The 14,132-nt window shown below is 41.5% G+C and carries 13 protein-coding genes; 1 reads left to right on the forward strand and 12 read right to left on the reverse strand.

The window, feature by feature from the left end; translation table 11 throughout:
- Positions 1-6 precede the first annotated feature (6 nt).
- The 11 genes from SporoP8_RS01390 to SporoP8_RS01440 form a co-directional block, all read right to left on the reverse strand.
- Positions 7-1,464 (reverse strand): aldehyde dehydrogenase family protein, encoded by a 1,458-nt coding sequence (locus SporoP8_RS01390; RefSeq protein ID WP_232319181.1) that lies wholly within the window; start codon positions 1,462-1,464, stop codon positions 7-9.
- A 29-nt stretch (positions 1,465-1,493) separates the two neighbouring features.
- Positions 1,494-3,185 (reverse strand): thiamine pyrophosphate-binding protein, encoded by a 1,692-nt coding sequence (locus SporoP8_RS01395; protein ID WP_232319182.1) that lies wholly within the window; start codon positions 3,183-3,185, stop codon positions 1,494-1,496.
- A 17-nt stretch (positions 3,186-3,202) separates the two neighbouring features.
- Positions 3,203-3,994 carry an SDR family oxidoreductase gene (locus SporoP8_RS01400; RefSeq protein WP_085130864.1) on the reverse strand — a complete coding sequence of 264 codons (792 nt, stop codon included), beginning with the start codon at positions 3,992-3,994 and terminating at the stop codon, positions 3,203-3,205.
- Between the two features lie 25 nt (positions 3,995-4,019).
- Entirely contained in the window at positions 4,020-4,934 is a 915-nt protein-coding gene (locus SporoP8_RS01405; RefSeq protein WP_085130865.1) for a VOC family protein, read from the reverse strand.
- A 274-nt stretch (positions 4,935-5,208) separates the two neighbouring features.
- The gene (locus SporoP8_RS01410; protein WP_232319183.1) at positions 5,209-6,018 is read right to left on the reverse strand and encodes an IclR family transcriptional regulator; all 810 of its coding nucleotides are present in this window, start codon (positions 6,016-6,018) and stop codon (positions 5,209-5,211) included.
- Between the two features lie 3 nt (positions 6,019-6,021).
- Positions 6,022-6,816 carry an alpha/beta fold hydrolase gene (locus SporoP8_RS01415; RefSeq protein ID WP_085130866.1) on the reverse strand — a complete coding sequence of 265 codons (795 nt, stop codon included), beginning with the start codon at positions 6,814-6,816 and terminating at the stop codon, positions 6,022-6,024.
- 278 nt (positions 6,817-7,094) lie between these two features.
- A complete protein-coding gene (locus SporoP8_RS01420) occupies positions 7,095-7,337 on the reverse strand; it encodes a ferredoxin (protein ID WP_085130867.1) in 243 nt (80 codons plus the stop codon).
- An 86-nt stretch (positions 7,338-7,423) separates the two neighbouring features.
- Positions 7,424-8,293: a 2-oxoacid:ferredoxin oxidoreductase subunit beta gene (locus SporoP8_RS01425; RefSeq protein WP_085130868.1), complete on the reverse strand. Its 870-nt coding sequence runs from the start codon at positions 8,291-8,293 to the stop codon at positions 7,424-7,426.
- Positions 8,274-10,040, reverse strand: a complete 1,767-nt coding sequence (locus SporoP8_RS01430) for a 2-oxoacid:acceptor oxidoreductase subunit alpha (protein ID WP_085130869.1) — start codon at positions 10,038-10,040, stop codon at positions 8,274-8,276. The genes SporoP8_RS01425 and SporoP8_RS01430 overlap by 20 nt, the downstream gene beginning before the upstream one ends.
- A gap of 155 nt (positions 10,041-10,195) precedes the next feature.
- A complete protein-coding gene (locus tag SporoP8_RS01435; RefSeq protein WP_085130870.1) occupies positions 10,196-11,191 on the reverse strand; it encodes an NAD(P)/FAD-dependent oxidoreductase in 996 nt (331 codons plus the stop codon).
- A 264-nt stretch (positions 11,192-11,455) separates the two neighbouring features.
- Positions 11,456-11,986, reverse strand: coding sequence for a cupin domain-containing protein (locus SporoP8_RS01440; RefSeq protein ID WP_085130871.1), 531 nt, complete (start codon positions 11,984-11,986; stop codon positions 11,456-11,458).
- Between the two features lie 224 nt (positions 11,987-12,210).
- On the opposite strand from SporoP8_RS01440, the gene SporoP8_RS01445 reads away from it, so the two are divergent.
- Complete coding sequence (locus tag SporoP8_RS01445) at positions 12,211-12,705, forward strand: response regulator transcription factor (protein WP_232319184.1); 495 nt, start codon at positions 12,211-12,213, stop codon at positions 12,703-12,705.
- A 141-nt stretch (positions 12,706-12,846) separates the two neighbouring features.
- Here the strand turns inward: SporoP8_RS01445 and SporoP8_RS01450 are convergent, their stop codons facing one another.
- The gene (locus SporoP8_RS01450) at positions 12,847-13,800 is read right to left on the reverse strand and encodes a calcium/sodium antiporter (RefSeq protein ID WP_085130873.1); all 954 of its coding nucleotides are present in this window, start codon (positions 13,798-13,800) and stop codon (positions 12,847-12,849) included.
- Between the last annotated feature and the right edge of the window lie 332 nt (positions 13,801-14,132).

The raw sequence follows: 14,132 nt of genomic DNA on the forward strand, positions 1-14,132 counted from the left end.
AACTCCTTATTCGGCAAATCCATATGAATCAGTGAAATGTTCAAAGCCGCCAAATTCTGTCACGCTCGATAGACCACTTTCTTTGATTCCTGGAAAATCGAGGCGTAAATCTTTGAAAATCGTATGATTGTTAAAGAATATGGCGCCAGCTTCGATACGATCAGCCAACCGTTTTGCTGCTTCGATGTCAGTTGTCCAAATGGATGCCCTTAATCCGTATTCCGAATCATTCGCATATTTGATTACTTGCTCGGTATCATTGAACGACATCACCGGAATGACAGGACCAAATTGCTCCGCTCTCATGATCTCACTCTCCTGATGCACATTTGTAACGATGGCCGGAAGCATGAAATATCCGTCTTCCCATGTATCCTCGTTTAGTTTTCTACCAAAATAATGCACTTTGGCACCTTCTTTTTCTGCATGGTCAATCAAATCTTTCACGAAACGAAATTGTGATTCATTATTCAATGGGCCCATTTTGACATCCGGTTGGATCCCGTTTCCGACAATTGTTTTGTTAAATTCTTCGCTTAGTTTATCCAACAACTCTTCGTATCGAGTTTCGTGGACATAAATGCGCTTAATGGCAGAACATACTTGCCCAGCACCTTTCAAAACTCCATTTCTTAACTTTAGGATTGTTTCCTTGTTCAAATCGGCATCGGCCAATATAATGGCAGGGTCATTACCGCCCAGTTCCATATTCAATTTCTTCAAAGTAGACGAAGACTTTTCCATCAATACTTTTCCTGTATTTGTGCCACCTACAAACGCAATTGTCCGGACCCGTTCGTCCTTCGCGATTCGATCTCCAATAAGACCACCCGAACCTGTCACAACGTTTAATACCCCTGGCGGTAGACAGTCAGCAAGCTCTTTCATGAAGACCATAATTGTCAATGGACAATCTGTCGCAGGTTTGAAAACGACTGTGTTTCCTGTCAAAATAGCCGGTATGACCCGCTTGAACGTTAAGATCATCGGGGAATTCCATGGGGTGATGATTGCCGTCACACCTCTTGGACGTCTCCGAATTTCGACCTGTTGGGCCTGTCCGGACAAATCTCTTGGCTCATACCAGTTTTTCAGGTTTTCCGGCAACTCATTTAAAATCTGTACACATCTTTGAATATCTAACTTGCCTTCTTGCAGAGTTTTACCATTTTCTCTGACAAATAAAGTCGTATATTCATCGACACGGTCTTTCACACGCTCCCATACTTGGTGAACACGCTCAATTCGTTCATCCAATGATGTTTGCGACCATGTTGGATACGCATCTGCCGCTGCCGTAATCGCCCGGTCTACATCTTCTTCGGATGCCAGCCCAATAAAACCGACGACTTCACTTGTGACGGCAGGATTGATGACGTCTTTGTGCCTATTTAACGTTTTCCATTCACCGTTCACTAATATCTTTCCTGAAATTTGCAAAGTTGCTTCCGTTTTATAGACCAATTTGTCTCCCTCATTTCCATTGAACGATCTTATTTTATTCTTTTCGGTTGAAATGACGAAGCGACACCCGGGGGCCCCCCGAATGGTTTAGCCATCGGTCCTACTGCTTCCATATCGACGACAATCAAAGTCATCTTATCTGACCCTGTAGCATTCTCCAATGCTTGGTCAAATGCATCGGCAGAACCTACTCTCGTTGACCCTATCCCCATCGAATGTGCCAGCTGTACAAAATCCGGACTGACCAAATCGACACCGACTTGTCGGCCATATGCTGCGTCTTGAATATTTCGAAGTACACCGTAACCGCTATCGTCAAACACAAGTATGATCATCGAAAGGTTCTCTTGGACTGCTGTTGCAAGTTCACCAATATTGACCATGAAGCCGCCATCCCCTGCTAATACGACAACCCGTTTATCAGGGTTTGCTTTTTGTGCGCCGATTCCTGTCGGTAAGGCTTGGCCAATTCCGCCTCCCGAGGCATGAATCGAATGGCGTGGTTTATAAATCTCGAACAGTCGGCTTCCCCAAACATTCGCTGGAACGGTAACGTCCCTTACAAAAATTGTTTCTTCGTCCAGTCTGTTTCTCATACTGTCCAAAATGTTTTCATAAGGTCCTAATGTTTTGCGTAACTTGGCTCTGAGCGTTTCACGCAATTCTGACACATTTTCACTATATTCACCGCTCGGCATTGTGTAACCGCTCTCTTCTAGTTGAGTGACAAGACTCTCTACGACCGTTTTAATATCTCCGACTAACCCATACTTCGCTTCATAATTTCGGCTGACCGCCAAATAATCGGCATCAATTGTAATATGATTTTCCGGTACTTCAACTGACCAGCCGGCAGTTTCATTACTCCGGAAACGTACACCAATACTAATGAGTACATCAGCATTCGCCAAAAATTGCTTTGTTTCTGGAGAAGCCCCAAAATGTCCAATACATTGCGGATGATCCTCCGGAATGATTCCTTTAGCTGATTGGCTCGTAATGACAGGCGCGCCCGTCATTTCCGCCAACTGTCTGATTTGTTCGGAAGCACCTGACAAAATCGCTCCGTTTCCGACCCATAATACTGGTCGCTTCGCTTCTTTCATCGCCTGCACAACCGCTTCAGGTACAATGAATTTTTCTTGTATTGAAGAACTATTTGCCAATTCATCGTAAATCGGAGTATCTGGAATAATGGCTGATTGATAATCAATTGGTATTTCAACACTTATTGGACCTGATGGTACTTGAAATGCTTCCTTGATCGCTTTTCGGATAAACCCAGTTGCCTGCTCCGGAACCTTTAGTTGGTAAGCTTTTTTACAAGCTCCCTCCATCATTTGAAGCTGATTTTTACATTCGTGGATATAACCTCTACCTGTCCCAATCTGTTCAGAAGAAACTTCACCGGTTATATGTAATAGGGGAACACCGGCACTCCAGGCTTCCACCAAAGCACCTGCTGCATTTCCTGCGCCTGTGCCTGTACTTGTAATTGCCACGCCTAGCTTGCCAGTCGATCTTGCATGTCCGTCAGCCATATTCACTGCGCCACTCTCTCCACGTGCACAAACTAATTCAATACTTCCTTCACGTAAAATCGCGTCGTAAATCGGCATATTATGAATACTCACAATCCCGTAAGCGGTTTCAACACCCGCATTGACTAATTCCTTTACTATTGCATCCGCTACCGTAAACTGCAATTGTGTACTTTCCACTCCAAGTCCCCCTTGTCCTATAAAACTTTACTTAACCCACCCGATACTTCTATATTTGCACCTGTGACATAGCTGGCACGTTCTGACGCTAAAAACAAAATGACATTTCCGACTTCTTCAGGTAAACCAACCCGAGCCAGTGGGATTTTTCTATTTTCCGCCAACTCTTTATAATACACTTCCGGATCCACATCTGGTGCTCGTTCCAATCTTCGGCGTTCCCATTGGTCCGTTTTGATCAACCCAAGGCTAATTGTATTGATGAGTATATTATCTCTCGCCAACTCATGCGACAAACTTTTCGTCATATTCAACAATCCCGCTCTCGTTGCGGCAGTTGCAACCATGTGTGGTTCCGGCTCTTTGGAAAGTGTCGCATTCATATTGATAATTCGACCTTCCCCTTGTGCTTTCATGAACGGAACAACTGCTTGGACCGCGTAAATGACTGCAAAATATTTCAGATTGATTTGTTCTTGCCATTGCTCATCCGTAATGTCGAAGAAGTGTGACATAATACTCCGCCCTGCATTATTGACAAGTACGTCAATTCGTTTGAAATGTTCGCCCGTCGCATTAATGAATGCTTCTACGTCTTCACGCTTGGAAACATCACATGTTAGGCCGAATAGATTTTCCCGATTTGAATCGTTTGTCAACTTTTCGACTGCTTGGTTTAAGCGATCTTGGCTCCGTCCGCAAATAGCGACTTTCGCCCCCTCTTCCAGTAGCATCTTCGTTGTTTCAAAACCGATACCCGCCGTGCCGCCCATGACGACAACAACTTTGTCTTTTAAATTTAAATCCATACTACTCAGCCACCCCTTTTTTCCATCACTTCGTATTTACTAAAGCCCAACCGGGATCCGGCTCTCCCGCCATCTTCACTCTAGTTTCTGGCGAAGGCGGTCCTGCAATTCCCCATCTATCCGATAAATGCGGTACTCGCTTCCAAACTTGCGCGCGCCATGTTTTTTTATCTTCAATCACATCTACATAACATGTGTACTCCATGACAAACCCGCCTGGATCTTGGAAATAACAGAAGATGTTATTGCCTGGTCCGTGTCTTCCCGGTCCCCAAATCTCTTTGTATCCTTTCTTCCGGACATTGCCGATTCCACGCATCACTTCATCCACACCTTCCACTTCATAGGCGATATGGTTGAGCGATGCATGTTCAGCCCGGTTAAACGAAATTTCATGGTGATTTTTATCGCACCGCAGGAACACCATCTGATCCTCACTCCAATCTGAAACCATAAAGCCGAGCACTTCAGTGAAGAAATCCGTTGACCGTTGGATATCAGTTGTGTTTAAGACGATATGGTTCAAGTAAAGCGGGTTCGAATCGACTTTTCTTTGCCATGGTTCTGTATGGATGTCTACCCATGTTGAAAGTTCATAGCAACGGTTTTCATAGTCTACGAAACGAAGGCCATAACCGCCCCCCACTTCATCTAGATAGCCCGGCTGTTGGATGATCTCCACGCCTTTCTCTTTCAGAAAGACCGCCGCTTTGTCTACTGCTATTTTGTCCACCATTCCAAATGCAATGTGATGGAGACCTCTTCTTTCTCCTCGTTGCAGATGAAGGATATGATGTTCAGGACTTGAACCGCGGAAATAGACATGATTGTCATCTTGTGAGACAACATCCAATCCCCATACATCCCTATAAAATTCGATTTGTTCTTCCAGGTTAGGTGTTATTAAACTTATGTGGCGTAAATGTGTTATTTCAAGCATTGAGTTTCCCCACCTCTCCAATCTTTCTTTACTAAATGACATAGAATAGTAATTTTTTTACTCAAGCGGTTTTTTTCAATATCCTTCGTTTTGCATAGAAAACATTGTTTCTAATACTAATATTCACATTATCTTACTTGTGCATTTTTGTCAATACAGTTTTCAGACTTATCAAAAATTAACTTAAAGTCAGTAACTAGGCACAGCTACAATTTGCTGAAAGACGCAAATGATGTATATGCCTAGTAGAGTGCGACTTCTTTTGTAATACAGATTAGATAGTCAGAACCATAAATGAGGATATTTCTCTAGCTACTTGACAAACTGCCGGGATAATCTTTTCTTCCATCAGCTCTTCGTCGGCCGCATGTTGTGTAATCGCTATGTTTATGGCAGCAATCACTTTATTGTCTTTCCCAAAGATCGGGCAAGCGACAGACCAAACTCCTGTTTCAAACTCCCCTTTATGGAAGACGTAGCCTTTTTCTTTAATGGATTGTAATTCATCACGCAATTTTTTGACTTCCACTATCGGTGCATCGGGTATCTGCAATACTTGCAGCTTTGACAACAACTCTTCTTTATTTTCTTCGGGTAAATGTGCCAATAGACATTTCCCCATCGCTGTAGCATGGACAGGCAGATGTGATCCGACGTTAATTGTAATCGTAGCGACACTTCTAGCCGGATACCTGGCGATATACACTATGTCATTCCCGTCCAATATCCCCATATGTGAAGACATGCCCGTTTCATCTCTTAACTTCTCCAAATAAGGCGCCGCTAGTTCTGGTAGTTCGAGACTGTTCAAATAAGTGTAGCCTAGTTCAAGTACTTTCGGTCTAAGTCCATAGCGCTTCGTATGACTATCTTGATAAATATAACCGCACTCTTCCAATGTATACAAGATGCGATAAGGCGTTGTTCGGCTGACACCTAAATTACTTGCAATTTCTGCCAAGGACAAAGTCTGATTTTCTACACTGAACATCTTTAAAACTTCCAATCCACGTAAAATGGAATTTGAAAGATATTTTTCATTATCACTTTTTTGCTTTTCCAATTTCTTTTTTGTGATCTCCACTATCTATTCCTCTTCTCTTAAAAAATCTAATACATATTTATTGAATACTTCCGGTTTTTCCAAGTAACTGAGATGGCCCGCATCCGCTATTGTCTTCAAACGTCCGTCTTTCAGCCTTTCGACAATAATTTCCGACTCGCTGACAGGCGTCACCTGGTCCTCTTCTCCACAAATGACAAGAGTCGGAACCATAACTTTTGAATACTCATCCATTTGATTCAAGTGGTATAAACTGTTGGCAACTGATTTATAACCTGCCAGTCGGACTTCAGCCATAATGTTTTGCGCATATTCCAAAATTGAAGAATCTACATTTGCAGCGAGCAGTGCAGACGTTCTTTGTCTTGCTAATTCTTCTGGTGGAGTATTTTCTACGAGATCATGCCGAGCTTTTCTTTTCTTTATATTTTCTTCTTCATTGAGCCCAGCCGCTCCCCGGGTCGGTGCAGCAATCATCAATTTGGTAACCATTTCAGGAAATCTTATCGCAAAATCGATCGCAATTGCCGCCCCCATCGAATGCCCTAACAAATAAACTTCCTCTAATAGAAGATCATCAAGAAACTTCTTTAAATGATCCGCAAACTGGGAAAAATGTTGTAATTCTGGAACAGGGTCCGCACTTTGACCGTAACCGGGAGCATCCCAAGCAATTACCGTATAATCTTTCTTCAGCCCTTCCAATTGATGGATCCATGACTTCGAGTTATTTCCTAAGCCATGCAATAAGACAAGCGGTGGTCCACTTCCTTTACTGAGATAATGAATAGGCAGATCCACCAACTCCACTTTCGACATAAAACCCCTCCTCAAGCATTTTTATCGTTTTTTCTATGTTTTATCAATAAAACAAAGTTCCCGATATTAATATTAATTGTACGTACTTATTCTTCGTAAAGTCAAGCGACTCCTAAGTTCCAAACTGACTATTACCAAAATACACTATATTCAAATAACATCTTAAAACAATCAAAAAAGGAAATAAGAAGCGACCTCTTATTTCCCCCATCTATTATTGAAATAGTGAATCTACACCGTCATTACACTATAAGAAGGGAGACTTCTATCTTGAGATATTATTTTTCTACTACAAGTAGAAACGGTTCGTCTGCTACTTGTATCGAGTCTGTTGGACATCCCTCACAAGCATCTATAAGATCATCTACTAAATCTTCTCCTATTGGCGTAACACCTGTATTATCGTCGAGAATACTATAAGATAGCCCATCATCATCATAATCAAATATATCGGGGGCAGTAGCTCCACACGCACTGCAAGCGATACAAGTCTCTTGTTCTACTAATGTATACTTCTTCATATCGTGATTCCCCTTTCATCTTCTATTGTCAATTGCGCCTCCGCACAATTAGATTTATTTATGTCTTTCAATCTTGTGTAAAAAAACTAGATGAACTCGTTTACAAGTTCCCTAAAAAGTTCAGGTTGTAAATCGAGGTTCATATGCGCCAAGGGTTGCTCTGCATACCCTTTTACTAACTCTTGATAAGAAGGCTTCTCTTCTTGATAAACAATTCCAGTTACCAGGCTATTATGTTTCATTAAAGTGTTCATGGCCATTTCACGGTTGGAAGAATCATATCCTTCTAGATCACTCAATTTGGTCAAATTCTCTTTGAACCAATCATACGTATTCACTTTATTGTATGTGACACATGGACTATAGACATTAATAATTGAAAAACCTTTATGTTGTATTCCTGCTTCCACTGTCGCAGTCAATTCCTTAATATCCGCTGAGAAACATTGTGCCACAAAGCTAGCTCCACTAGTTATCGCCATCTCCATTGGAGATATTGCTTTTTCAATTGATCCTTCCGGTGTCGATGATGTAATAAACCCATCCTCTGAACGCGGTGATGTCTGACCTTTTGTTAATCCGTAAATTTGATTATCCATTACGATATAAGTAATATCCATATTACGCCGCATCGCATGAATCGTATGTCCAATCCCAATTGCAAAACCATCACCATCTCCTCCAGCCGCAACGACAGTAAGATCACGATTCCCCATCTTTACTCCTTGAGCAATCGGAAGCGCCCTTCCGTGGATTCCATGTAGACCGTATGATCTAATATAGCCTGAAATACGACCGGAACAGCCAATTCCAGAGATAACCGCCAGATCTTCTGGAGAAAGATTTAGATTAGCTGCAGCACGCTGGATCGCTGCTTGTACAGAGAAATCTCCACAACCTGGACACCAATTTGGCTTCACACCATTTCTAAAATCTTTAATTGTTGATGTAGACATGTTCTAACAACTCCTTGCTCGCATCGTAAATATGGTGTGGTTGGAATGGATCACCATCATATTTCAACATGCTTTGAATTTTATCGACATGACCAACATTCATTTTTATAATATTGGCAAGTTGCCCCGTCGCATTGCTTTCTGCAACAAGTACATGATCTGCCCCGACTATATAAGGCTTGATAGCTGCTGTCGGGAATGGGTGAATGAGTCGAATTTGCAAGTGATTTACGTTCAATCCTTCTTCTCTCAGACGGTGGACAGCTTCTTCAATAGCACCACGCGTTGCATTAAATCCTATTAGTAAAAGATCTGTTTCTGTTGTTGGAACATTCACTGTGATTGGATTTGGGAATCGTTCTGTCAAGTCGGATAATTTACGCATTCTTTTATCCATTTGTTGTTTACGATTACTTGCAATTTCATTTGGTCTACCTGTTTCGTCATGCTCGACACCAGTTACATGATGAATGCCACCTTTCACCCCTGGAATCACACGTGCAGAGACACCATCGTCTGTTACTTCATAGCGTTTAAAATAGTCCTTTTCTTCCGTTTGTTCAATATCAGTTGTAATTAACTTCCCCCGTCGAATGTGTACTTTATCAAAATCAAAAGGTTCTACGGTTTGTTTCGCTAACGAAAGCTGTAAATCGGACAATAAAATAACAGGGCACTGGTACTCATCTGCAATATTAAATGCTTCTATCGTATCGTAAAAAGCCTCTTCAGCTGTACTTGGAGCAATGACAACCTTTGGAATTTCTCCATGATTCCCATAGATCATCGCCATTAAATCAGACTGTTCTTGCTTTGTCGGTAATCCAGTAGATGGCCCACCACGCTGTGTATCAACAACAACAAGAGGTGTTTCGGTCATGCCGGAAAGACCAATCGCTTCCATCATTAATGATAATCCAGGTCCAGATGAAGCAGTGAAAGAACGAGCACCCGCATAATTAGAACCGATTGCCATTGTCACAGCGGCAATTTCATCTTCTGTTTGAATGACTGTCCCACCGACTCTTGGAAGCTTTTTAATTAAATACTCCATAATATCAGAGGCTGGTGTGATTGGATATGCAGGCATAAAGCGAACCCCTGCTGTCAAAGCCCCAAGCGCAATCGCATCATTACCAATCAGAAACATCCGTTTATGAGTATTTTCAGCCTTTGCAAGATATAAAGTTGAGGCTTTTTCTCCAAGGCTTTTTTGCATATACATATACCCTTCTTGGATAGCCTTCATATTTTTCTGAACCATATCTCCGCCTTTTCTATTAAATATCTCTTCGATAACAACAGAGAAATCCTCAACCTCCAAATTCATAACGGCACAAGTAGCACCGATCGCTACCATATTTTTCATCAAAGAAGTGCCGAGGTCGGAAGCGATATCAGTAAATGGAACAGGATATAGTTCAGCCTTCGAGTCTTCCGGCTTCACTGGTTTAAATTTCGTATCAGCAATGATAACACCTTTTTCATGTAATTCAGGATAGTTTAGATCAATCGTTTCTTGATCGAATGCAAGAAGTATGTCTAAATTATCGGCAACTGCCTGGACTTTTTCAGTACTAACGCGAATTTTATTGTTCGTATGACCACCTTTAATTCTAGATGAAAAGTGGCGATATCCATATAAATAAAAACCGAGCCGGTTCAGAGTTTTGGAGAAAATCTCACCCGTACTTTCAATTCCTTCCCCTTGCTGTCCTCCCACTTTCCACGAAAGATCTGTTTTCATGAAATCTGCCCCTTTTAGCACGGTTACTGTTAAAATCATATAAGTTAACATTCAACCGCTGATTTTTGTCGATAAAATTATGATAGATAGCAATTCGGACAGTAAGCCGATAGTTATAGCCAAAATAACTTCAACATATATATTATCGTAAAACTTTATGCAAAGATTGCCGTACTATGTTTCGGTTGTAAACGTACATTCGGGTCAATGTACTGCTTTGCATTACTAACTGCGACCGGTGCCTCACCGAATCCAGTGGCAATCAGTTTTACTTTCCCTTCATACGTTGCAATGTCCCCCACAGCATAAATGCCAGGAATGTTCGTTTCCATTTTATTGTTAACGATTATGCAATTTTTCTCAATCTTCAACCCCCAATCTTTAATTGGACCGAGCGCGGAAACGAATCCATAGTTGACGATAAAGTCATCGACATCAATCACTTCACAGTTTTCAGTTTTAGGCTCTTCGATGACGATTTGTTTAATACCACCTTCATCTCCGATCAGTTCAGACGGAATATAAGGGGTTTTGATTTCCACACTGGATTTTTTCAAATTTTCCACGCTATGTTCGTGAGCGCGGAATTTATCGCGTCGATGGATGATGGTAACTTTTTTCGCAATCGGTTCGAGCATCAATGCCCAGTCGACCGCCGAGTCTCCCCCGCCACATACTGCCACTTCTTTATCCGTAAACCTATTTAAGTTGTCAATGAAATAATGAAGGTTTTTCCCTTCGAATTGCTCCGCGCCTTTAATCCCTAAGCGACGAGCTGCAAATGCTCCGTTCCCTGCCGTAATAATGATCGTCTTTGAAAAATGAATTTCTTGATTCGTTTGGAGTTTAAAAATCCCGTCTTCTTGACATTCCACCGTTTGTACAGCTTGCTCCAAGCAGATTGTCGTTGGGAACATATTCACTTGTTCCTTTAAATTATCGATCAATTCTTGGGCACGGACTTTTGGCAATCCAGCAATATCGTAAATATACTTTTCCGGATAGAGTACTGACAACTGACCACCTAACTGAGGTAAACTTTCTATAATCTTCACACTAGCTTCCCGCATTCCTCCATAGAATGCAGTAAACAACCCAGCAGGGCCACCTCCAATTATTGTGATGTCGTATACTTTCTCATCGATTTTCATTTTAAATTCCTCACTTTCCTTCGATTGATGTCGATGCACCTCTACCGTTAAGTAAAATATGAAACTATGTAATCAATTACGCCGAGGCGTAATTGCATCCAGATTAAGAACGCAAGTCATCTAGAGTTTGGATGACCTGCTAAACTGGATAATTAAAGCGCTATCATTTTGTCACTTTTAGAGATGAAAGTCTTCTATGGTAGACGCCTCTACATTCTGTGCAAAAATATTTTTTGATTAAAGATCAGTTGATCCATCGATAAATTAGCGGTCTGCCTGCGCAACAATCGCTTCTCTTTCTTTCGCACGCTCAATGCGAATTTTTTCAAGTTCGCTGCCTTCTGGATAAGTCGGTAGTTGTGGTTTTGCCGCACCTAGCATAACAAGCATCATCGCATCTTCTTTTCCATCGTTGCGGATACCACGCTGAATGCCGGGTGGTACGCTGACACAGTCGCGCTTATTCATTTTTATCTCATACTCTTTTCCTTCATACTCTAAAAGGACCGTCATTTCACCTTCCAAAATGAAGAACACTTCTTCTACGTCTGAGTGTAAGTGCAATGGACCAATTGAACCAGCTGGTAAAACCATCGTGCTTAATGTGAAGTTATTTGCTTCAATTACATTTGAATCTTTGTTTGCTGTTGCACCACGTCCAATATAGCGCATTTGTGCACGGCGATATCTCGGATCTAATTCTTCTTGGAACTTTAAAACGTTCCAGTCCAACTTTCTATCTCCCAATCTCGCAATATATTTCTTTTCAAAATCCTCTACTGTTGTGAACTCCATGTTTTCTTCCTCCCTATTTTTAGACCTCTTGACGAAAACGCTTATTCAAAGAAGTCTGCTGTTTTATATAGAAAACAATGTTTCTATATGGTCATATCATACTTCTAAATAAATTCATTGTCAACATAAAATTTAAAATCTTCTAATAATTAACTTGGTGATTAATGAGATGCTATGAAAAGATCGAACATTATCCGAAGATTGTGTGACGGCATTTGTGGCTGGTGAATCCGTTTGAAACCGCAGTTATTCACTTGGATGGAGGATGTACATCTCGTGCTGCTCGTTCCGATAAATCAGATGTGGTGAAAGGACTCGACCAAGGTGCGGATGATTATATTACGAAACCATTTGACGAATGCGAACTCACAGCAAGAGTACGTGTGGCATTGCGACGTACAGAAGAAGAAAATCAACCAAAGACTATTCAAGAAGGCCCATTTACGCTTGACTTGGAGTCCTATTCCATCCACTATGACACGCATGAAGTTCGACTTACGTTAAAGGAATTCTATATTATAGAAGCGATGATGAACCGGCCAAACCGCACATTCACACGGGAAGATTTGCTTCAAGTCGCTTGGGAATATGACACGTATACAGAAGTCCGGACAGTCGATTCCCATATTCGAAATCTACGGGATAAGTTGAGGAAATCCCATTTTCCTATCGAAGAGATTTTGGTGACGGTTTGGGGGATCGGGTATAAGTGGAGATAACAAGAACTTTACAATTTATAATTATCGATCACCATATTCACGCTACACATCGTGCCATAAAGATAGAAAAGGCTACTTTCCACGAATGGAGAGTAGCCTTTTCTTAGTGATCTGTGCCGAGGACAGACCGAGGTGTTTTTCCTAATTACGTAAAATAACATACACTAGATACACGACGTATGCTACAGCTAGCATCAAACCTTCACGCTTACCAATTTTGAAGCCAGTTCTAGCGAACAGCAACAATACTAATGTCAATACAAGCATAATAATCACGTCGATGAATACTTTATCGTTCACGGCGATCGGCGTAATGACAGAGGATGCCCCGAGAACGAACAGAATGTTGAAAATATTGCTCCCTACGATATTTCCTAAAGCGATTTCACTTTCTTTTTTCAAGGCTGCTGAAATCGAGGTAACCAGTTCAGGTAAAGAGGTACCGATGGCGATGATCGTGAGACCAACCAATGTTTCACTCATGCCTAGAGAATAAGCGATTGTCGTAGCATTATCGACGACCAAATCTCCTCCGAAAATAATTGCCGCCAGCCCGACTAGCGTAATGAGGATATTCTTTCCCCACTTCACATTATCAGTGGCTTGTGTAAGTGTGGCATTTTGACGGCTTCGAAGGCCAAGTTCAATCACATAGTACATAAAGATTGATAGGAATAGCAAGAAAATAATTCCATCACCGCGCGTGATCATATTGCTGCTGAAGCCTTGTAATGCCATATCACTCATCAACACCAACATCACTATACCTGCCAGTAAAGTAAACGGAATTTCTTTGCGAATGGTCTCACTTTGTACTTTCAACGGAAACAGAAATGCCGCGATCCCTACCACGATAGTAATATTGAATATATTACTTCCCACTACGTTCCCTACTGCGACGTCTGCGTTTCCACCCATCGCCGCAATAATACTGACCGTTGCTTCTGGTGAGCTAGTTCCGAGCGCTACAATGGTGAGACCAATCAAAATAGGCGGAATTTGCAGCAGTCTTGCGATATTTGAAGAGCCATCCACAAAATAGTCGGCTCCTTTTATCAATAATACAAATCCAATAATTAGTAATACATAAGCCATATAGTGGTTACCTCCTCTGTTGGAATGAAATTTCTAGTTAGTTGTCTGGACGCATGTCCTGACCATAATAATATAATTTCTTTACTGACTTCAATTACTATGTAATGTTCTACAAGCACCATGATTCCTCAAGCTTCATGAATTGGACTTTACATCCTCATAGCACCCATCTTTCTCATTCGCTTATATTTTATACGACGAACACTTCACTACAACGATCCTTCCCTCTTTTATTTTTTCACTTTTGATTATCTCACGTCATCACTACTTATGCATCCTACAAGTCATACATAGACATTCACTTCTCATGAGTACTTGCTTTTTTGAGTGGT

This window comes from Sporosarcina ureae, assembly GCF_002101375.1.
GTDB lineage: Bacteria > Bacillota > Bacilli > Bacillales_A > Planococcaceae > Sporosarcina > Sporosarcina ureae_B.

Excerpts from the sequence above, each read along its gene's own strand:
- SporoP8_RS01400 (WP_085130864.1), bottom strand. The coding sequence starts at position 3,994 with ATGGATTTAAATTTAAAAGACAAAGTTGTTGTCGTCATGGGCGGCACG.
- SporoP8_RS01405 (WP_085130865.1), bottom strand. The coding sequence starts at position 4,934 with ATGCTTGAAATAACACATTTACGCCACATAAGTTTAATAACACCTAAC.
- SporoP8_RS01415 (WP_085130866.1), bottom strand. The coding sequence starts at position 6,816 with ATGTCGAAAGTGGAGTTGGTGGATCTGCCTATTCATTATCTCAGTAAA.
- SporoP8_RS01420 (WP_085130867.1), bottom strand. The coding sequence starts at position 7,337 with ATGAAGAAGTATACATTAGTAGAACAAGAGACTTGTATCGCTTGCAGT.
- SporoP8_RS01425 (WP_085130868.1), bottom strand. The coding sequence starts at position 8,293 with ATGTCTACATCAACAATTAAAGATTTTAGAAATGGTGTGAAGCCAAAT.
- SporoP8_RS01430 (WP_085130869.1), bottom strand. The coding sequence starts at position 10,040 with ATGAAAACAGATCTTTCGTGGAAAGTGGGAGGACAGCAAGGGGAAGGA.
- SporoP8_RS01435 (WP_085130870.1), bottom strand. The coding sequence starts at position 11,191 with ATGAAAATCGATGAGAAAGTATACGACATCACAATAATTGGAGGTGGC.
- SporoP8_RS01440 (WP_085130871.1), bottom strand. The coding sequence starts at position 11,986 with ATGGAGTTCACAACAGTAGAGGATTTTGAAAAGAAATATATTGCGAGA.
- SporoP8_RS01450 (WP_085130873.1), bottom strand. The coding sequence starts at position 13,800 with ATGGCTTATGTATTACTAATTATTGGATTTGTATTATTGATAAAAGGA.